The 19,463-nt window shown below is 65.9% G+C and carries 15 protein-coding genes; 9 read left to right on the top strand and 6 right to left on the bottom strand.

Going from position 1 to position 19,463, the window contains the following annotated elements; genetic code table 11:
* Positions 1–298: 298 nt before the first annotated feature.
* Together I6F24_RS24100 and I6F24_RS24095 are read left to right on the top strand one after the other, a co-directional pair.
* Entirely contained in the window at positions 299–1,432 is a 1,134-nt protein-coding gene (locus tag I6F24_RS24100; RefSeq protein ID WP_225150384.1) for a hypothetical protein, read from the top strand.
* Positions 1,433–1,719: 287 nt separating this feature from the next.
* Positions 1,720–3,729: an EAL domain-containing protein gene (locus I6F24_RS24095; RefSeq protein ID WP_225133234.1), complete on the top strand. Its 2,010-nt coding sequence runs from the start codon at positions 1,720–1,722 to the stop codon at positions 3,727–3,729.
* Positions 3,730–3,818: 89 nt separating this feature from the next.
* Here the strand turns inward: I6F24_RS24095 and hutU are convergent, their stop codons facing one another.
* The 3 genes from hutU to hutI are packed head-to-tail and all read right to left on the bottom strand — an operon-like array spanning position 3,819 to position 8,270.
* Positions 3,819–5,489: a urocanate hydratase gene (gene hutU, locus I6F24_RS24090; protein ID WP_225133235.1), complete on the bottom strand. Its 1,671-nt coding sequence runs from the start codon at positions 5,487–5,489 to the stop codon at positions 3,819–3,821.
* Positions 5,490–5,499: 10 nt separating this feature from the next.
* A complete protein-coding gene (hutH, locus tag I6F24_RS24085; protein ID WP_225150382.1) occupies positions 5,500–7,059 on the bottom strand; it encodes a histidine ammonia-lyase in 1,560 nt (519 codons plus the stop codon).
* Positions 7,056–8,270: an imidazolonepropionase gene (hutI, locus tag I6F24_RS24080; protein WP_225150380.1), complete on the bottom strand. Its 1,215-nt coding sequence runs from the start codon at positions 8,268–8,270 to the stop codon at positions 7,056–7,058. The genes hutH and hutI overlap by 4 nt, the downstream gene beginning before the upstream one ends.
* An 87-nt stretch (positions 8,271–8,357) precedes the next feature.
* On the opposite strand from hutI, the gene I6F24_RS24075 reads away from it, so the two are divergent.
* The 7 genes from I6F24_RS24075 (at position 8,358) to I6F24_RS24045 (ending at position 15,602) form a co-directional block, all read left to right on the top strand.
* The gene (locus I6F24_RS24075; RefSeq protein WP_225150378.1) at positions 8,358–9,716 is read left to right on the top strand and encodes a formimidoylglutamate deiminase; all 1,359 of its coding nucleotides are present in this window, start codon (positions 8,358–8,360) and stop codon (positions 9,714–9,716) included.
* A complete protein-coding gene (hutC, locus tag I6F24_RS24070; RefSeq protein WP_225114632.1) occupies positions 9,713–10,438 on the top strand; it encodes a histidine utilization repressor in 726 nt (241 codons plus the stop codon). Before I6F24_RS24075 ends, hutC begins: the two co-directional genes overlap by 4 nt.
* Before the next feature lie 105 nt (positions 10,439–10,543).
* Positions 10,544–11,488 (top strand): ABC transporter substrate-binding protein, encoded by a 945-nt coding sequence (locus I6F24_RS24065; protein ID WP_225127688.1) that lies wholly within the window; start codon positions 10,544–10,546, stop codon positions 11,486–11,488.
* Between the two features lie 61 nt (positions 11,489–11,549).
* Positions 11,550–12,323, top strand: coding sequence for an ABC transporter permease (locus I6F24_RS24060; RefSeq protein WP_036008029.1), 774 nt, complete (start codon positions 11,550–11,552; stop codon positions 12,321–12,323).
* Positions 12,320–13,105 carry an ABC transporter ATP-binding protein gene (locus tag I6F24_RS24055; RefSeq protein ID WP_036029320.1) on the top strand — a complete coding sequence of 262 codons (786 nt, stop codon included), beginning with the start codon at positions 12,320–12,322 and terminating at the stop codon, positions 13,103–13,105. The genes I6F24_RS24060 and I6F24_RS24055 overlap by 4 nt, the downstream gene beginning before the upstream one ends.
* On the top strand, positions 13,098–14,324 hold the full coding sequence (locus tag I6F24_RS24050) for a Zn-dependent hydrolase (RefSeq protein WP_225150375.1): 1,227 nt from the start codon (positions 13,098–13,100) through the stop codon (positions 14,322–14,324). The genes I6F24_RS24055 and I6F24_RS24050 overlap by 8 nt, the downstream gene beginning before the upstream one ends.
* Positions 14,325–14,441: 117 nt before the next feature.
* Entirely contained in the window at positions 14,442–15,602 is a 1,161-nt protein-coding gene (locus I6F24_RS24045) for an MFS transporter (protein ID WP_225150373.1), read from the top strand.
* Positions 15,603–15,672: 70 nt separating this feature from the next.
* Here I6F24_RS24045 and msrA read toward each other — a convergent pair whose 3' ends face one another.
* The 3 genes from msrA to I6F24_RS24030 all read right to left on the bottom strand — a co-directional run bounded on the left by msrA (position 15,673) and on the right by I6F24_RS24030 (position 19,221).
* A complete protein-coding gene (msrA, locus tag I6F24_RS24040; RefSeq protein ID WP_036008049.1) occupies positions 15,673–16,188 on the bottom strand; it encodes a peptide-methionine (S)-S-oxide reductase MsrA in 516 nt (171 codons plus the stop codon).
* A gap of 268 nt (positions 16,189–16,456) precedes the next feature.
* Positions 16,457–16,879 carry an OsmC family protein gene (locus I6F24_RS24035; protein WP_109142921.1) on the bottom strand — a complete coding sequence of 141 codons (423 nt, stop codon included), beginning with the start codon at positions 16,877–16,879 and terminating at the stop codon, positions 16,457–16,459.
* A 20-nt stretch (positions 16,880–16,899) separates the two neighbouring features.
* Positions 16,900–19,221 (bottom strand): molybdopterin guanine dinucleotide-containing S/N-oxide reductase, encoded by a 2,322-nt coding sequence (locus I6F24_RS24030; RefSeq protein ID WP_225150371.1) that lies wholly within the window; start codon positions 19,219–19,221, stop codon positions 16,900–16,902.
* Between the last annotated feature and the right edge of the window lie 242 nt (positions 19,222–19,463).

Raw genomic sequence — 19,463 nt, 5'->3', positions numbered from 1 at the left:
GAAAAAACAACCCCATGCACAGTAGCGATGGGGTTGAAACGCCTGAGCATTTTCGGTATTACCGAAGACACGCTTGCGGCGTCGGGCAAAACAGGGGTATTATTGCATCATCGGCTGCTGTGCGGGTTGCGTAACTCGGGCGGATGCGCGCTGGATGCGCGGATGTTCTGCAATTGGTCCACCCTACATTGACACGGATGTGACGGCCGGGGCAGGTTTTCATATTGCTGACGAATCAGCGATTGCCTCACGCCGAGCACCTCTTGGACAACTCCCAGTGCTTTCGAGACTGATATCGTTGCTGCGCCGCATCCCTGCGGTGAATTGGGCGTTTTCCCGACTCCGGCCTGTGCCGCACAGCGGCAACATTGAGGTCGCGCCGACCGCCACGGACGCTTCGCCCGCCATCGTCGAAGACGTCGAGGTCCCGGCTCAAGCTCCAAGCGCCGAGATCAGCACCGCCCCGGTGCGCGACGACGCTGCCCCCGCCACCAAGGCTCTGGTCGCGGAGAACGATGCGGCTGTGTCTGTCGTCGCGGAGAATCCGTCCGACGAAATCCGTATCAGCGGGGACTCCTCTCCGGAGACCGTGACGGAAATCGAGGCGCCCGCGACGCCGCCAGTCTCCGAGGAGGTGCTGACTGCATCGGTCGGTGCGGAGAGCGGGCCAGTTGCAGCCTCTGATCTCGCCATCGTTGACGACGATGCATCGCCTGCTGAGATTCCTGCAGAGATCGACTCCGCCGTCGTAGAAGAGGTTGTGATTTCGTCAGCGGAGGTCGCGACCGCCTTGACTGATGTCCCTGATGTCATCATCGAGGCAGCCTCCTCGCCCGACGTTTCCGCCGCTGTCGATCCGGTCGCCGTCGAAGAAGTCGAGCTTCTCCGCGCCGAGGCCGATAGCGTCACGACTGATGCCTCTGAAGCCAGCGCCGACAGCGAACCGGCGCCCGTTGTCGAAAGCCCGCAAGTCCCTACAAACGATGTTCCGCTCGCTGCGGCAACTAACGACTCATTGAGCGGCGTCACCGCCATCGAGCCGGTTCAGCCTCTCGCGTCTCCCCCTTCCGAGCTCCGCCGCGTCCCGAAAGTTCGCGCGAGAGCCGCAGAGCCCGCCGACCGCGCGGGGCTGATCCGGCAGCGCTGGGCGGAGAGCGGAATCAGGATGTGGAATCCGCGGCTGCACGGCAACGGCGAAGCCGCGCTGAACATCCAGGGAAGCATCGGGCTGCTGCCCCCGGCACCCGGCGAGACAATGCCGCGCTACGACAAGCTGGAATTCAGGATGCTCGGCGGACAGATCGTCTGTGAGGGCGTGATCGTCGAGGCACCCGTTCAGGCGAGCCATCGGAGCTTCACGCAGCTTGCCGAGCCGCGGACCAGCGAGCGCGTCCGCGAACCGGCGCGCGAGCGCCAGGCCGTCCTCGCCTGATCCGACCGTGGCCATGTGCTAGGCTCGTGGCCATGTGCTAGGCTGATGTCGCGCATGGGCGATAGCAGGCGGTAGCTGCAGCGATTTCGGGCGACGTGTGCCTGAGACGTGCGCACGCTGCGGCCGGATATCCTTAACGGGACCTCACCAATGCACGCGATCGGAAAATCGTAAGGCAGCGCGCAACCAGTGCTGGCCTGCCCGGGCCAGAATTGATCTAACGGCCCCTTTACCCCTGCCGTGCAAGATTGCCCACGTTTTTCAGGGGATCTGGGGCTCGTATTGCAATGCCTATTGCCGATTTGAAATCTCATCTTGCCGCCGCGATGCGATTGTTTCGCGTTCCCGCCGACAATCCGGACCTGACGCGGGCGCAGTTCGACGCCTTCTCCAAGCAGATCCCGCTGCTCTACTTCATCCTCATCAGCAACACGATTGCGGTCGCCTACACCTATGTGAACGTGGCGCCGGACTGGCTGACGATGATCGTGCCGGCCGTGCTAACGGTGCTCGCGGGCTTGCGGACCTTCTGGTGGCTACGCCAGCGCCGGCTGGTGCGCAGCGATGCCGACATCCTGCGCAATCTGCGCGCCACCAACTGGCTGACCCTGCCGATCGGTGCCGGCTTCACCGCCTGGTCCTTCGCGCTCTACCCCTACGGCGATCCCTTCGCCAAGAGCCAGGTCGCGTTCTACATGGCGGTCACCGTGATCGGCTGCATCTTCTCGCTGATGCATCTGCGCTCGGCGGCGCTGATCGTGACGCTGATCGTCGACGTGCCCTATGTGCTGTTCTTCTTTGCCACGGGCGAGCCGACGCTGAAGGCGATCGCGGTCAACAACCTCCTGGTTTCCGCCGCGATGGTGACGGTGCTGTTCATCTACTACCGTGACTTCGCCGATCTCGTCGCCAGCCGCAAGTCGCTGCTCGCGCAACAGGCGGCGACGCAGGCGCTCTCTGACGAGAACTTCCGCCTTGCCAATCTCGATTCACTCACCGAGCTGCCGAACCGCCGCCGCTTCTTCGCCGAGCTGTCGAGCGCCTTCACCGATGCCGAACGCAGGAAAGTTCGGATCGCGGTCGGCATCATCGATCTCGACGGTTTCAAGCCGATCAACGACAATTACGGCCATTCGGTGGGAGACCGCGTCCTGATCGAGGCCGGCCGGCGCATCCGCGAAGTCTGCGAGGGTTTTGGTCCGCAGCGGGTCGAATTCGCCCGATTAGGCGGCGACGAGTTCGGCCTGGTCGTTTGCGGCGACCCCGACGATGCGGACCTGCTGCGGCTGGGCCAGCGCATTGGCGACCAGGTCAGGCTTCCCTACCAGCTCGACACCGCCCATACCGGGCTGTCCTGCTCGATCGGCTTTGCCTCGTTTCCCCAATCGGCAACGACCGCCGAAGCACTCTATGAATGCGCCGACTATTCACTTTATCACGCCAAGCGCCATCTGCGCGGCCGCACCGTGATCTTCTCGAGCGAGCTCGAGGCCGAGATCCGCAGTCGCGGAGTCATCGAGAATCTGCTGCGCACCGCCGATTTCAGCACCGAGATGGACCTGGTGTTCCAGCCGATCGTCGATGCCATGAGCGAGCACACCGCCGGCTTCGAGGTTCTGGCGCGCTGGCGCAGCGCCCGCCTCGGCCTGGTCTCCCCGGCCGATTTCATTCCGGCCGCCGAGCGCATCGGACTGATCCGCCCGCTTACGCAAGCGCTGCTCGTGCGCGCGCTCGCCATCGCCAGGACATGGCCCGATCACATCCGCCTGTCGTTCAATCTCTCAGCCCACGATGTCTGTGCGGCGGAGGGCATCCTGCCGCTGATCTCGATCATCGAGAAGAGCGGGCTGCCGCCGCGCCGGATCGATTTCGAGATCACCGAGACCGCCGTCACCTTCGACTTCGTCCGCGCACAGCAATCGATCGCAACGCTGAAGGCAATGGGCTGCGGCATTTCACTGGACGATTTCGGCACCGGCTATTCGTCGCTGAGCCACGTGCACCGGCTGCCGCTCGACAAGATCAAGGTCGACCGCAGCTTCGTTTCCGACATCAACGAGAATCCCGTTAGCCACAAGATCATCAAATCGCTCACCGGTCTCTGCGACGACATGGAGATCGCCTGCGTCGTCGAGGGCGTCGAGACGCGTGCTCAGCTCGACACCCTGCGCCGCCTGGGATGCGACTTCATCCAGGGTTACTATTTCGCCAAGCCGATGCCGGCCGATGCGATTGGCGACCATCTTGCGAAGGAGAGCCGGCGCCTCGACGGCACCGGGACCAAGGTCGTGGCCTAAAGCGCGATGCGCGCTTTAGGTTATTGTTTGAGCATAATCTTTTCGGAAAACCGCTACGCACTTTTCCGGATCATGCTCTAAAGCCTCGTCTACTCCGCCAGACTCGGCAGATCGAGCCCCTTGTCGCGCGCGCACTCGATCGCGATGTCGTAGCCTGCATCGGCGTGCCGCATGACGCCGGTGGCGGGATCGTTCCACAGCACGCGCTCGATACGCTTCGCAGCCTCGGGCGTGCCGTCGGCGACGATCACCATGCCCGCGTGCTGCGAATAGCCGATGCCGACGCCGCCGCCATGATGCAGCGACACCCAGGTCGCTCCGCTGGCGCAATTGAGCAGCGCATTGAGCAGCGGCCAATCGGACACCGCATCCGATCCGTCCTTCATCGCCTCGGTCTCGCGGTTGGGGCTCGCCACCGAGCCGCTGTCGAGATGATCGCGGCCGATCACGATCGGCGCCTTCAATTCGCCACGTGCCACCATCTCGTTGAAGGCAAGGCCGAGGCGATGGCGGTCGCCGAGGCCGACCCAGCAGATCCGTGCCGGCAGGCCCTGGAACTTGATGCGCGCCTTTGCCATGTCGAGCCAATTGTGCAGATGCTTGTCGTCAGGCATCAGCTCCTTGACCTTGGCATCGGTCTTGAAGATGTCCTCGGGATCGCCCGACAGCGCGGCCCAGCGGAATGGCCCGACGCCGCGACAGAACAGGGGGCGGATATAGGCGGGCACGAAGCCGGGGAAATCGAAGGCGTTCTTCAGGCCCATGTCCTGTGCCATCTGGCGGATGTTGTTGCCGTAGTCGAGCGTCGGAATACCCTGGGCATGGAAATCCAGCATGGCCTGGACATGCTCGACCATCGACGTCTTCGAGGCGCGCTCCACTGCCTTCGGATCGGACGCGCGCTTGGCTTCCCATTCGGCAAGCGTCCAGCCCTTCGGCAAGTAGCCGTTGATGGGATCGTGCGCGCTGGTCTGGTCGGTGACGATGTCGGGCTTGACGCCGCGGCGCACCAGCTCAGGGAAGATCTCCGCGGCGTTGCCGAGCAGGCCGACCGAGACCGCCTTGTTCGTCTTCGCGGCGTCCGCCATGATCGCGAGCGCTTCATCAAGCGTTGCGGCTTGCCGGTCGAGATAACCGGTCCGCAGGCGCATCTCGATGCGGCTCGGCTGGCATTCGACCGCAAGCATCGAAGCGCCGGCCATGGTGGCCGCCAGCGGCTGCGCGCCGCCCATGCCTCCCAAGCCGGCCGTGAGAATCCATTTACCGGCGAGGCTGCCGCCGTAATGACGCCGACCGACCTCGACGAACGTTTCATAGGTGCCCTGCACGATGCCCTGGCTGCCGATATAGATCCAGGAGCCCGCCGTCATCTGGCCGTACATCATCAGGCCCTGGCGATCGAGCTCGTTGAAATGATCGAGCGTCGCCCAATGCGGCACGATGTTGGAATTCGCGATCAGCACGCGTGGTGCATCGGCATGGGTGCGGAACACGCCGACCGGCTTGCCGGACTGCACCAGCAGCGTCTGGTCGGCTTCGAGCTTGCGCAAGGCCGCAACGATCCGGTCAAAACTCTCCCAGTCGCGCGCGGCGCGGCCGATGCCGCCATAGACGACGAGCTCGCTCGGGCGTTCCGCGACGTCAGGGTCGAGATTGTTCATCAGCATGCGCAGCGGCGCTTCCGTGAGCCAGCTCTTGGCGCTGATGTCGCTGCCGCGGGGAGCGCGGATGGTACGGTCATTGTCCAGACGGCGGTTCATGCGGGCCTCTTCAGACGAGTCTCGGAAACGGATCGGTGGGAAGCTGGGCGAGCGCAGCAGCCGGAAGCGCATCGGCTTCGATCAATGCAGCGGCCTTGGCGAGATCGCCGGCCATGTAGCGATCGGCACCCAGTGCGGGCACCTGCTCACGCAATGCGGCAATGACGGCGACCAGCGGCGCACTGGTTGCATGCGGCGCGCGCAGCGTGATGCCCTGAGCGGCGACCAGAAGCTCAATGCCGAGGATGGCGGCGAGATTGTCGGCCATGTCGGACAGGCGCCGCGCAGCATGCGCGGCCATCGAGACATGGTCTTCCTGATTAGCGCTGGTCGGCGTCGAATCGATCGAGCAGGCGAGCGCACGCTGCTTGTTCTCGGCATAGAGCGCGGCCGCCGTCACCTCGGCGATCATGAAGCCGGAATTGATGCCGGGATCGGGGGTGAGGAACGGCGGCAGCCCGAAATTGAGCGCGGGGTCGACCAGCGTCGCGATGCGCCGCTCGCTGATTGCACCGATCTCCGACAGCGCCAGCGCCAGCGAATCTGCGGCAAACGCCACCGGCTCGGCGTGGAAATTGCCGCCGGAGACGATCTCTCCGGTCTCGACCAGCACCAGCGGATTGTCGGTGACGGCATTGGCCTCCACGATCAGCGTGCGCGCGGCCTGCGTGATCAGATCGAGCGCAGCACCGGCAACCTGTGGCTGGCAGCGCAGGCAATAGGGATCCTGCACGCGCTCATCACGCTCGAGATGCGACATACGGATGTCGCTGCCGTCGAGCAACGCATTCAGCGCCGCAGCCGCCGCGATCTGGCCGGCATGGCCACGCAGCGCCTGGATTTCGGGCCGGAACGGTGCCGTTGACGCCATCGCCGCGTCCACCGACAGCGCACCGGTCACGAGCGCGGCGCGGGCGAGGCGAAATGCGCGCAACACGCCCGAGAGGGCGTAGGCGGTCGAGAATTGCGTGCCGTTGATCAGCGCGAGGCCTTCCTTGGGCCCAAGGGTCAGCGGCTTGAGGCCGGCGGCGGCGAGTGCCTCGCTGCCGGATACAGTCTTGCCATCGACGATCGCCTGCCCTTCGCCGATCATCACGGCCGTCATATGCGCAAGCGGTGCCAGATCGCCGGAGGCGCCGACCGAGCCCTGCTGCGGCACCAGCGGATAGACGCCACGGGCCAGCATGTCCTGCAACTGCTCGATCACCGCGCGGCGCACGCCGGAAGCGCCGCGGCCGAGCGAGACGATCTTCAGCGCCATCATCAGGCGGACGATGGGCTCCGGCGTCGGCTGGCCGACGCCGCAGCAATGCGAGACGATCAGGTTGCGCTGAAGCAGCGCGGTCTGGTCCGGCGGAATGCGCTTCGACGCGAGCTTCCCGAAGCCGGTGTTGATGCCGTAGACGGGGACGTCGGCCTGCGCGGCCTGCGCAACGATCAGCGCAGCCGCATCGACACGTGGCCAGAACGAAGGATCGAGCACGACGGGGGCGCCTTCGAGCACGCGTGAGAGATCGTCGAGGCTCACTGTTCCCGGCTTGACGACGATCGCTGTCTCCTGCTCCGTCACTGCCCCCTCCATACCCGCTGGTGCAGCGGATTGAAGCCGATGCGGTAGACCAGCTCGGCCGGCCGGTCGATGTCCCAGACCGCGAGATCGCACCATTTTCCGGCATCCAGTGTGCCGGTCTCTTGCAGCAGGCCGAGCGCCCGCGCGCCTTCACGGGTGACGCCGGCGAGGCACTCGGCCACATTCATCCGGAACAATGTCGCGCCCATGTTCATCGCGAGCAGCAGCGAGGTCAGTGGCGAGCTGCCGGGATTGCAGTCGGTCGCCAGCGCCATGGGAACGTTGTGCTTGCGGAACGTTTCGACCGGCGGCTTCTGCGTCTCGCGAATGAAGTAGAACGCGCCGGGCAACAACACCGCCACCGTGCCGGCCCTCGCCATGGCGACGGCACCGGCCTCGTCGGTGTGCTCGAGATGATCGGCCGAGAGCGCCGAGAATTTCGCGGCAAGCGCGGCGCCGCCGAGATTCGAGAGCTGGTCGGCATGGAGCTTGACCGGCAGTCCAAGTCCCCTCGCCGCTTCGAACACCCGCGCAGTCTGTTCGGCGGAGAATGCGATGCCCTCCATGAAGGCATCGACGGCATCGGCGAGGCCCGCGTTTGCGATCGCCGGCAGCATCTCCTTGCAGACGAGATCGATGTAACCATCCTTGTCACCCCCCGCCTCGACCGGCAGCGCATGCGCGCCCAAGAACGACGTGCGGATCGTAACCGGCCGCTCACGGCCGAGGCTGCGCGCAGCCGCGAGCTGGCGCATCTCGGTTTCTGTGTCGAGGCCGTAGCCGGACTTGATCTCGACCGTAGTGGCGCCCTCAGCCGTCAGCGCGTCGAGCCGCGGCAGCGCGCCTGCGACGAGCTCGGCTTCGCTCGCCTGGCGCGTTGCCGCCACGGTCGAGACGATGCCACCGCCGGCGCGCGCGATCTCCTCATAGCTTGCCCCCTTCAGGCGAAGCTCGAATTCATGCGCGCGGTTGCCGCCATAGACCAGATGGGTATGGCAGTCGACGAGACCAGGCGTGATCCAGCGCCCCTTGCAATCGATCCGCTCGATAGCGTCTGCATCGGCGGGAAAATCCGCTTTCGCGCCCGCATAGGCGATGCGACCGCCGCGTGCGGCGATGACACCATGCTCGATCTCGCCAAGATCGGGACGATCGACCCGCATCGTCGCGAGGCGGGCATTGTGCCAGATCCGGTCGAAGCGCTCTGCCATGCGGGTATCCATTCGCCGTGGGGATGCTTGACTTATATGTCTAGACATATAATCGTAAGGCGGTTCTGTCCAGCCGGCGTGTAGATCATGACCCGACTGCATTTCGCTTCCGCGCTCCTGCCTTCCGGCTGGGCCAATGACGTGCAGGTGGTGATCGCCGCCGGCGCGATAGCCGCGGTGACGCCGGGCGTGGCGCCGTCCGCCGGCGACGAGCGCCATGCTATCGCGCTTCCCGGACTTGCGAGCCTGCACAGCCACGCCTTCCAGCGCGGCATGGCAGGCCTTGCCGAATTGCGCGGCGATTCCACCGACACGTTCTGGACCTGGCGCGAGACGATGTATCGCTTTGCGCTGGCGATGACGCCCGACGACGTCGCGGCTGTGGCGACGCTGCTCTATGTCGAGATGCTCGAGCAGGGTTTTACCCGCGTCGGCGAATTCCACTATCTGCACCACGACCGCGACGGCTCGCCCTACGCTGACCCCGCCGAGATGGCCACGCGGATTGCACAGGCGGCCGAAGCCTCGGGCATTGCGCTGACGTTGTTGCCGACTTTCTATGCGCATGGCTCGTTTGGAGGCGCAGCGCCGCATGCCGGGCAGCGCCGCTTCATCTGCTCGGTCGATCAGTTCGCCGCATTGATGACGGCCTCGCGCCAGGCGATCAGCGCCTTGCCCGGCGCCAATATCGGCATCGCTCCGCACAGTTTGCGCGCGGTCACGCCGGACGAGCTCGCCGCGATCCTTCCGCTCGCCGAGGGCGGGCCGGTGCACATCCATGCCGCCGAGCAGGTGAAGGAGGTCGAGGATTGCCTCGCCTGGTCGGGCCGGCGTCCGGTGCAATGGCTGCTGGAGCACGCGCCTGTCGATCGGCGCTGGTGCCTCATTCACGCGACCCACATGACGAGTGAGGAAGTGACGGCTTTCGCCAAGACGGGCGCGGTCGCCGGCCTTTGCCCGATCACGGAGGCGAGCCTCGGCGACGGCACTTTCTCGGCGCGGGAGTTTGTCGACGCCGGCGGCTCTTTCGGCGTCGGTACCGATTCCAACGTGTTGATCGGCGCCGCAGACGAGTTGCGCCAGCTCGAATACGGCCAGCGGCTCAAGCACCGCCAGCGCAACGTCCTCTCCGGCGGCGCAGGTCGCTCTACGGGACGCTCGCTGTTCGACGGGGCGCTCGCCGGCGGCGCGCGGGCGCTGGCGCAGCCGACGGTCAGCCTCACACCCGGCGCGCGCGCCGATATCGTCACGCTCGACACGGCGTATCCATCGCTGGCGGGACGCGCGCAGGATGCGGCCATCGACGGCTGGATTTTTTCTGCCGGCGGCGCCGCCATCGATTGCGTCTGGGCCGGGGGCAACAAGGTGGTCGAGCGCGGTCAGCATGGATTGCGCCAAGCCGCACGCGAACGCTTCAACGCATCGATGCGGAGGCTCGTGGCATGAGCCTCGTCACCGATGCCGACAAGCCGACGCTCTACAAGCGCATCCGCGCCGACATCGAGAAGCGGATCCTGACCGGCGAGTGGCCGCCCGGGCATCGCATTCCCTTCGAGCACGAGCTGGTGGCGCGCTACGGCTGCTCGCGCATGACCGTGAACAAGGCGCTGTCTGAGCTGGCGCAGGCCGATCTGATCGAGCGACGGCGGCGCGCCGGCTCGTTCGTGCGCCGGCCGCAGCATCAGTCGGCGGTGCTCAAGATCGCCGACATCCGCGCCGAAATCACCGCGCTCGGGCGCAGTTACGGCTACGAGCTGATCGGCCGCAAGCTGCGCGCGGCGACGGCTGCCGACCGCGACCGGCTCGGCGTGAAGAAGGCCGGCAAGGTGGTCGCGATCACCTGCCGGCACAGCGCCGACAAGGTCCCGTTCGCGGTCGAGGACAGGCTGATCGATCTCTCGTCCGTGCCCAATGCTGCGACCGCGGATTTCTCGCGCGAGCCGCCCGGCTCCTGGCTGCTTCACCATGTCCCATGGACCGAGGCCGAGCACACGATCAGCGCCATCGTCGCGGACGACCGCGCGGCGGAGGCGCTCGCGATCGCCGTCGGCGCCCCCTGTCTCGTGATCGACCGCTATACCTGGCGCAGCGCACGCACGATCACCGCCGTGCGCCTGCTCTATCCCGGTGACTCTCACCGCCTTGTCGCGCGATTCAAGGGAGGCTGAGAGGATATGTCGGCACAAATCGTGCAACGCTTCGCGGAACCGCCCATATGGGCCGGCAGAGATCAACAGGACGTCAAACCATCGATCGGCAAGAGGACGATAATCATGCGTAGTTCGACAGTATTTGCGACAATCATTGCTCTCGCGGCCTCCACTCCGGCGCTCGCCCAGGACGTCAAGGTCGGCATCGGCATTTCCGGATGGACCGGCTTCGCGCCGCTGACGCTGGCGAAGGAGGCCGGCATCTTCAAGAAAAACGGCCTCGACGTCACCATCAAGAAGATCCCGCAGAAGGACCGCCATCTCGCCATCGCCTCCGGCGACATCCAGTGTGCGGCGACCACGGTTGAGACCTGGATCTCCTGGAACGCCAACGGCGTCGCCACCAAGCAGATCTTCCAGCTCGACAAGAGCTATGGCGCCGACGGGATGGCTGTGCGCAACGACATCGCCGCGATCAAGGACCTGAAAGGCAAGACCGTCGCCGCCTCCGCGCCGGGCACCTCGCCCTACTTCGCGCTGGCCTGGATGCTGAAGAAGAACGGCCTCACCACGAAGGACGTGACGGTGGTGAACCTCGAGCCGGCGGCTGCGGCGCAGGCCTTCGTCTCCGGCCAGAACGATGCAGCGATGACCTATGAGCCATACTTGTCGACCGTGCGTGCCGCGCCGGACAAGGGCAAGATCATCGCGACCACGCTGGACTATCCGATGGTCATGGACACGTTCGGCTGCACGCCGAAGTTCCTCACCGACAATCCCAAGGCCGCCAAGGCGCTCGCCGACAGCTATTTCGAGGCGCTCGAGATGATCGCCAAGGACCAGGCCAAGTCCTACGAGATCATGGGCGCCGACGTGAAGCAGACCGCCGAGCAGTTCGGCAACTCGGCGAAATACCTGCGCTGGCAGGACAAGGCGGCGAACCAGAAGTTCTTCGCCGGCGACTTCCTGACCTTCAACAAGGAGGCCGCCGAGCTCCTGCTCGAGATCGGTATCATCAAGGCCGTGCCGAAGGTCGAGGACCTCTACGACGCGAGCTTCATCAAGTAACGTTCTCCAAGCTGCCGGTTCCGCCTCAAGCGGAGCCGGCGCACCATTCGGATACAGTTTGATGCGTCCCCTGGATCCCGTGACATCGAAGCAACGTGCGGCATATGGCCTGGCGTTCTTCGTGCTGTTCGTCGCCCTCTGGTCATGGGCGACGTTCGGCGGCCATGTGTCGAAGACCTTCCTCGCCAATCCGCTCACCATGGTGCAGGAAGGCCTCGAGCTGCTCACCAAGCACGGCTTCCTGTTCGACATCGGCATGACGATCTGGCGCGTCGTCGGCGGCTTTGCGCTCGCGGCGGTCATTGCGGTGCCGCTCGGCGTGCTGATGGGCGCCTACAAGCCGGTCGAAGCCTTCCTCGAACCCTTCGTCTCATTTGCACGCTATTTGCCCGCCTCGGCCTTCATCCCGCTGCTGATCCTGTGGGCCGGCATCGGCGAGCTGCAGAAGCTGCTCGTCATCTTCATCGGCTCGGTGTTCCAGGTCATCCTGATGGTCGCGGTGACGGTCGGCGCCACGCGGCGCGATCTGGTCGAGGCCGCCTACACGCTGGGCGCCAGCGACCGCGGCATCATCCGCCGGGTGCTGCTGCCTTCCTCCGCGCCGGAGATCGCAGAGATCCTGCGGCTGGTGCTGGGCTGGGCCTGGACCTACGTCATCGTCGCCGAGCTGATCGGCTCGTCCTCGGGCATCGGTCATATGATCACCGACAGCCAGGCGCTGCTCAACACCGGCCAGATCATCTTCGGCATCATCGTGATCGGATTGATCGGCCTGATCTCGGACTTCCTGTTCAAGGCGTTCAACGCCTGGCTGTTTCCCTGGAAGCTCGCATGACCATTCTTAAGGTTGAACAGGTCTCGCGCACCTTCCCCGCGCGTCACGGCAACGCGCCGACCAGGGCGCTCGAGCCGACCGATCTCACCATCGGCAACAACGACTTCGTCACCATCCTCGGTCCCTCCGGCTGCGGCAAGTCCACGCTGCTGCGCATCGTCGCCGGCCTCGACCGTCCGACCGGCGGCCGCGTCACGCTCGACGGACGCGAAGTGACCGGCCCGGGCGCCGATCGCGGCATGGTGTTCCAGTCCTACACGCTGTTTCCCTGGCTGACGGTGCGCGAGAACATCGCCTTCGGCCTGCGCGAGCGCGGCGTGTCCGAGGCGGAGCGACACAAGATCGCCGATGCCTTCATCCGCCAGGTCGGGCTGTCCGGCTTCGAAAACCATTGGCCCAAGCAGCTCTCCGGCGGCATGCAGCAGCGCACCGCGATCGCACGCGCGCTCGCCAACGATCCGAAGATCCTGCTGCTCGACGAACCGTTCGGCGCGCTCGACAACCAGACCCGCGCCTTGATGCAGGAGATGCTGCTCGGGATCTGGGAACGCGACCAGAAGACCGTGCTGTTCGTGACCCACGATATCGAGGAAGCCATCTTCCTCGGCAGCCGCGTCATCGTGATGAGCGCGCGCCCCGGCCGCATCAAGGCGGACATTCATGTAGACCTGCCGCATCCCCGCTCCTACAAGATCAAGACCACGCCTGAATTCGTCCAGCTGAAGGAACGGCTGGTCGAGGAGATCCGAACCGAGGCGCTGAAGGTTGCCGAACATGCCTGACGCTCGTGCCGACGGCCATCGCGTTCTCGCCGACCTCCATGCACTGCGTGCCTTCGGCGCCTACAAGACCGGCGTGCACAAGCCGACCTTCTCCGAGCCGCACAAGCTGTCGCTGGAGTGGCTTGTCCAGAAGCTGCCCGAGGCCGAGCTCTCCGCGGCGATCGACGGCATCGGCAATGTGTTCGGGACGAGCTCGAAGCCCGGGCCGAAGCTGCTGGCGGGCTCGCACCTGGAAAGCCAGAACTATGCCGGCTGGCTCGACGGCCCGCTCGGCGTCGTCTATGCGCTCGAGGCCGCGCGCGTGCTCAATGCCGACGCTTCGGTGAACGGCGCGGTCGAGGTCGCCGCCTGGTGCGACGAGGAGGGACATTTCGGTCATTTCCTCGGCTCGCGCTCCTATGTCGGACAGGTGACCGAGGCCGACATCGATGCCGCCCGCGACCGCACCAGCGGCCGCACCATGCGCGATGCCCTTGCCGACATGGGGCTGGCGGGGCGTCCGCGCATCACTGCCGAGCCGGGACGGCACGTCGGTTATCTCGAGGCGCACATCGAGCAGGGCGACACGCTCGAAAGCGGTCGCCTGGCGATCGGCGTCGTGACGTCCATCGTCGGCATCTGGCAGTACCAGATCAACTTTGTCGGCGAGCAGAACCATGCCGGCACCACGCGCATGGCGGTGCGCAAGGATGCGGGCCTGGCGCTGGCCAAGTTCTGCGTGGCGATCGACGAGCGTTTCCCCGCCGCCTGCGGCCCGCGCACGGTCTGGACCACCGGCCGCATCACGCTCGATCCGGGCGCACCGAGCATTATCCCCGGTGGCGCCGAGATGCTGTTCCAGATCCGCGACGACGACCCGCCTGTGATCGCGCGGCTGGAGCAATTGCTGCGGACCATGGCGGACGAGGCCAGTGCCAACGGCACCTGCACGGTCAGCGTGACGAAGCTGCGCACCGGCGCACCCGCGATGATGAACGCGAGCTTTCAGGACGCGATCGAGGCCGCGAGCAAGGCCGTCGCCGGCGGCCGGTCCATCCGCATGCCGAGCGGCGCCGGCCACGATGCGCAGATGCTGGCGACCGTCATGCCCGCCGGCATGCTGTTCGTGCCGTCGATCGGCGGCATCAGCCATCACTGGACCGAGAACACGGCGGATGCCGATATCGTGACGGGCGCAGAGGTGTTCGTCGAGGCGTGCCGGCGGATCCTCGGGGGCTAGGTCGAGGCATGCAGCCGTTGAGCGCCTGCCACGACCATTCGAGCAGGGCTCTGCCATAAAGCCGCGGCAATCCTCGGGCCTGTCGACCGTCTCCTCCCCTGCTTTCCCGGAGTTCCCATGTCTTCTGCCGACCGGCCGGCAACCCGCCTTGCCACCCGGCTTGCCTTCCTCGTTGCGGGCTTCGGCATCGCGTGCTGGGCACCCCTGGTGCCGTTCGCGAAGGCGCGGCTCGCCGTCGACGACGGAGTTCTCGGCCTGCTCCTGCTCAGCCTCGGCATCGGCTCGGTCGTGGCGATGCTGCTGACCGGCGTGCTCAGCGCGCGCTATGGCAGCCGGCCGATCATCGTCGCGGGCGGGATCGGTCTGACGCTGGTGCTGCCGCTGCTGGCGGTCGCAAGCTCGCCGCTGTCGCTGGCGCTGGCGCTGCTTGCGTTCGGCGCCGCGCTAGGCTCGATCGACGTCGCCATGAACATCCACGCCGTGGAGGTGGAGCGCGCCGCGCGACGCCCGCTGATGTCCGGCTTCCACGCCCTGTTCAGCATCGGCGGCTTCGCCGGTTCCGCGCTGATGACGGCGCTGCTCTCTCTGCAGCTCGGCGCGCTCGCCTCGACGTTGATCTGCTCCGTGCTGATGCTGATCGCGATGCTCGTGACGTGGCCGCGCCTGCTCCGCTCGGTGCAGGTGCAGGAAGGCCCATTGTTCGTGCTGCCGCACGGATCGGTGCTGCTGCTGGCGCTGCTCGGCGCCATCACCTTCCTGGTCGAAGGGGCGATGCTCGATTGGGGCGCACTGCTCGTTATCGGGGCCGGGCTCGTCAGCGAGGCGCAAGGCGGCATCGGCTACATGGTGTTCTCGATCGCGATGACGATCGGCCGGCTCGGCGGCGACGCCATCGTTGCGCGCATCGGAGACCGCACGACATTGCTGTGGGGCAGCCTCATCGCGATCGCCGGCTTCGTGGTGCTGCTCACCGCGCCCGTGGCAGCGGTCGCCATCGCCGGATTCCTGCTGATCGGGCTCGGCGCCTCGAACCTCGTGCCCGTGCTATTCCGCCGGGCGGCGCAGCAAAAGGTGATGCCCACGGGACTTGCGGTCGCGGCGATCACGACAGCGGGCTACGCAGGCGTCCTGCTCGGCCCTGCCGGCGTCGGCTTCGTCGCACAGCTCGGCGGACTGCCGCTGGCATTCTGGCTGCTGGCCGCCTTGATGGGTCTCGTCACGTTGACGGCGGGGATCGTCACCGCGGAGCAGCGCCGGACCTTGCATGTCGATGCGTGAGCGGACTCGCGTCGGCTTTGACCGATGAGGAGGTGGACCGCCACAGCCGGCGAGCCACCTTCTTCAGGCTCTAGCCTCCGACTGCCGCAGCGCGCCGCGGCAGCTTCCAGCCCGGCCGGATGAAGTGGCAGGTGTAGCCGTCAGGATAACGTTCGAGATAATCCTGATGCTCGGGCTCGGCCTCCCAGAACTCGCGCGCGGGCGCGACCTCGGTCACCACCTTGCCGGGCCACAGGCCGGACGCCTCGACGTCGGCGATGGTGTCTTCGGCAATCCGCTTCTGCTCCTCGCTGGTGTAGAAGATCGCCGACCGGTAGCTCGTGCCGATATCGTTGCCCTGACGGTTGAGCGTGGTCGGATCATGGATCTGGAAGAAGAACTCCAGCATGGTCCGGAAGCTGGTCCTGGCCGGATCGAACACGATCTCGATCGCTTCGGCATGGCCTTCGTGATTGCGGTAGGTGGCGTTCTTGACGTGCCCACCGGTGTAACCGACGCGGGTGGAGATCACGCCCGGCTGCTTGCGGATCAGATCCTGCATGCCCCAGAAGCAGCCGCCGGCCAAAACTGCGCGTTCCGTCGTCATGTGATGTGCTCCCAATGATCGCTCAAAGCTTGTCCATCATATAGGCTTTCGGCCGCCCGGCCGAAAGCCGCGCGTTGACGCCCACCCGGTCGCTAGGGCTCGGTGCAGCCTCTCCCGCTTACGGGAGAGGTCGCGCCGTAGGCGGGGTGAGGGCTTTCTCCTCCAGGAGACTATCCCATTGCGGAAACACCATCTCCCCAACCCTCTCCCGCAAGCGGGAGAGGGAGCGCACCTCCGCCTTTGCAGCGATTAGCCTCAGTCCATCGCCCTAGACCAGCTTGGCGTCGAGCGTGATGGCGGCGTTGAGCACCTTGGACACCGGGCAGTTCTTCTCGGCCTCGCCGGCGAGCCGGGCGAAGCCGGCCTCGTCGAGATTAGGCACCTTCGCCCGCAGGGTTAGCGCGGATTTGCTGATCTTGAAGCCCTTGCCTTCGGGCTCGAGCGTGACGGCGGCTTCGGTCGAGAGCTCGTCGGGCGTGAAACCCGCCATCTGCAGGCCGAAGGCGAGTGCCATGGTGAAACAGCCGGCATGGGCCGCGGCGATCAACTCTTCGGGATTGGTGCCCTTCTCGTTCTCGAAGCGGGTCTTGAATGAATAGGGCGTCCCGGCAAGCACGCCGGATTCGCTCGACAGATGGCCTGTGCCATCGCGACCAGTGCCCTTCCAGACTGCTGTTGCCTTGCGGATCATCTAAAGGTCTCCTTGTTTGCCTAAACCGGATCGAACGCGCGGATCGGCGGTAGATTGCCGGTGAACTTCTCCACCTCGACGGTCGTCAACTGGCCGGTGCAGCCCTGCGCCAGGGACGAGGTGCCGACGTCGCGGGTCAGCACGTTCGGATTGCCGTGAACGCAGAGCGGCGCCTCGTCTTCCGGATCCATCGGATCGTACCACGCGCCGGTCGGCAGCTGAACCACGCCGGGCGCGATGCCGTCGGTAACGCGGACCGCGGCGAGGCAGGCACCGCGCTCGTTGAACAGGCGGATGATGTCGCCGTCCTTGATGCCGCGCGCCTGTGCATCGACCGGATTCATGCGCGCGACCTCGCGGCCGCGATGCTTCGAGCCCAGCGAATGTCCGCCGAAGTCGAGCTGGCTGTGCAGGCGCGTCACGGGCTGGTTGGCGACGAGGAAGCACGGTGCCCCCGGCTTGGGAACATCGCTCTTGTCGAGCCAGACCGGATGTCCGGGACAATCCGCATCACCGTGCCCCGCGATCTTGGCCGAGTAGATCTCGATGCGTCCGCTCGGCGTCGGCAAGGCATGATTGTCGGGATCCTCGCGAAAGCGGCGTAGCCGGCCGCCGTCATCGGGCTGCTGCGGCACGACCAGGCTGCCGCGCGCCCAGAATTCTTCGAAGCTCGGCGCTTCGAGGCCGCGTTTGGCAAGCGATGCGCGGGTCGGCTCGTAGAGATGCTCCAGCCATTGCCGCGACGTGCGCCCTTCGGTGAACGGCTCGCGCGCCCCAAGACGCTCGGCGAGATCGGCGAAGATATCGTAATCGTCACGCGCGAGCCCGAACGGCTCGGCGATCCGGTGCATCGCGACCATCAGGGGATCGTTGGTGGAATAGCCGATGTCCTCGCGCTCCAGCGTCATCGTCGCGGGCAGCACGATATCGGCGTGGCGGGCGGTGGCGGTCCAGGCGAGCTCGTGCACGACCAGCGTGTCCACCTTCGCGAAGGCCTTGCGCAGGCGGTTGATGTCCTGATGGTGATGGAACGGATTGCCGCCCGCCCAGTAGACCAGACGAATATCCGGATAGGTGCGCGTCTCGCCGTTGTAGCGATACGTGGTGCCGGGATTGAGCAGCATATCGGCGATGCGCGCCACCGGAATGAAATCGGCAACGCCGTTGCGGCCCTGCCCCAGCGTCGGTCCCGGCACGTCGTTGACGCGGCGGCCGTAATAGCCGATCGCACCCAGCGAATAGGCATAGCCGCCGCCGGGCAGGCCGATCTGGCCGAGGACCGCCGCCAGCACCATGCCCATCCACACCGGCTGCTCGCCATGCTCTGCGCGCTGCAGCGAATGGGAGACGGTGATGAGCGCGCGCTTTCCGGCGAGACGCCGCGCCAGCTTGCGGATCGCATCCGCACTGACGCCTGAGATCGCGGCGGCCCATTCGGCATGCTTGGCTTGCCCGTCGCTCTCACCGTTGAGATATCGCAGGAAGATTGCCCAGCCCTCGGTGTAGCGGTCGAGGAAGGCCTGGTCGTGCAGCTTCTCACTGACCAGCGTATGGACGATGCCGAGCATCAGGGCGGTGTCGGTGCCGGGCACGCAACTCATCCATTCGGCGCCGGCCTCGACCGGCAGATCGTCGCGCAGCGGGCTGACCAGGATGAACTCGCAGCCGCGCGCCCGCGCCGCCGCCATGGCGCCGCGCTCGACATGCTTGCTGATCGAGCCGCCGGCCACCATGGAGTTCTTCAGCGCCATGCCGCCGAACGCCAGCACGATGTCGGTCTCGGCCGCGATCTGCTGCCAGGTGACGTTGCGCTTGGTGATGTCCTCGTAGCCGGCCAGGATCTGCGGCAGCAGCATCGAGGACGCACCGGACGAATAGGTGTTGACCGAGCGCACATAGCCGCCCAACGCGATATTGAGGAAGCGATGCACCTGGCTCTGGGCGTGATGGAAGCGCCCGGCACTCGACCAGCCATAGGAGCCGCCGAACACGGCGCCGGGTCCGCGGGTATCGCGAATGCGGCCAAGCTCGTCGCCGAGGAGATCCAGTGCCTTCTCCCAGCTGACGGAGACGAACTCGTCACGGCCGCGGCGATCGTCCGGGCCTGGCCCGCGCTCGAGCCAGCCGCGGCGGATTGCCGGCTGGGCGATGCGCGCCTGGTGGCGGAGCGCGCCGGGAAAATTGTCGATGATGCCGTTCGGATCGGGATCGCCCGCATAGGCCCTGACCTCCAGCCCGGCCGCGCCCTGACGCGCGGAGAACACGCCCCAATGCGAGGTGTGCGGCTTGAAGCCGTCCGACAGGTCAAGACCGGGGTCGGGGAAGCCAATCGTATCGTCCATCTCTGATCCTTGTTCCGGCAGCGTCGGCAGGGGTGGTAATATACCGATCCGCTCCGGACGTCGTCGAGATCAGGGTTGACGGGAACGCTGACCTGCCCCGCGCAAAGCCAGCCTCAAGGCCGTTGACACTCCCGAGCGTCGTCGCGCGCGTCATGTCGCTCGTTTTGGCGCCGACGCTGCATCATCCACGTGCGCAGCAATCGACCAGCAGATTCCAGATCCGCTGCGTCTCTTCTCTCTTG

Origin of the sequence: Bradyrhizobium sp. BRP23, from assembly GCF_020194135.1 — a bacterium.
GTDB lineage: Bacteria > Pseudomonadota > Alphaproteobacteria > Rhizobiales > Xanthobacteraceae > Bradyrhizobium > Bradyrhizobium yuanmingense.
This window is presented reverse-complemented; position numbering and strand designations above follow the sequence as displayed.

What these genes read in the sequence shown, in the direction of transcription:
- I6F24_RS24095 (WP_225133234.1), top strand. Translation starts at nt 1,720, where the DNA reads ATGCCTATTGCCGATTTGAAATCTCATCTTGCCGCCGCGATGCGATTG.
- hutU (WP_225133235.1), bottom strand. Translation starts at nt 5,489, where the DNA reads ATGAACCGCCGTCTGGACAATGACCGTACCATCCGCGCTCCCCGCGGC.
- hutI (WP_225150380.1), bottom strand. Translation starts at nt 8,270, where the DNA reads ATGGCAGAGCGCTTCGACCGGATCTGGCACAATGCCCGCCTCGCGACG.
- I6F24_RS24075 (WP_225150378.1), top strand. Translation starts at nt 8,358, where the DNA reads ATGACCCGACTGCATTTCGCTTCCGCGCTCCTGCCTTCCGGCTGGGCC.
- hutC (WP_225114632.1), top strand. Translation starts at nt 9,713, where the DNA reads ATGAGCCTCGTCACCGATGCCGACAAGCCGACGCTCTACAAGCGCATC.
- I6F24_RS24065 (WP_225127688.1), top strand. Translation starts at nt 10,544, where the DNA reads ATGCGTAGTTCGACAGTATTTGCGACAATCATTGCTCTCGCGGCCTCC.
- I6F24_RS24060 (WP_036008029.1), top strand. Translation starts at nt 11,550, where the DNA reads ATGCGTCCCCTGGATCCCGTGACATCGAAGCAACGTGCGGCATATGGC.
- I6F24_RS24055 (WP_036029320.1), top strand. Translation starts at nt 12,320, where the DNA reads ATGACCATTCTTAAGGTTGAACAGGTCTCGCGCACCTTCCCCGCGCGT.
- I6F24_RS24050 (WP_225150375.1), top strand. Translation starts at nt 13,098, where the DNA reads ATGCCTGACGCTCGTGCCGACGGCCATCGCGTTCTCGCCGACCTCCAT.
- I6F24_RS24045 (WP_225150373.1), top strand. Translation starts at nt 14,442, where the DNA reads ATGTCTTCTGCCGACCGGCCGGCAACCCGCCTTGCCACCCGGCTTGCC.
- msrA (WP_036008049.1), bottom strand. Translation starts at nt 16,188, where the DNA reads ATGACGACGGAACGCGCAGTTTTGGCCGGCGGCTGCTTCTGGGGCATG.
- I6F24_RS24035 (WP_109142921.1), bottom strand. Translation starts at nt 16,879, where the DNA reads ATGATCCGCAAGGCAACAGCAGTCTGGAAGGGCACTGGTCGCGATGGC.
- I6F24_RS24030 (WP_225150371.1), bottom strand. Translation starts at nt 19,221, where the DNA reads ATGGACGATACGATTGGCTTCCCCGACCCCGGTCTTGACCTGTCGGAC.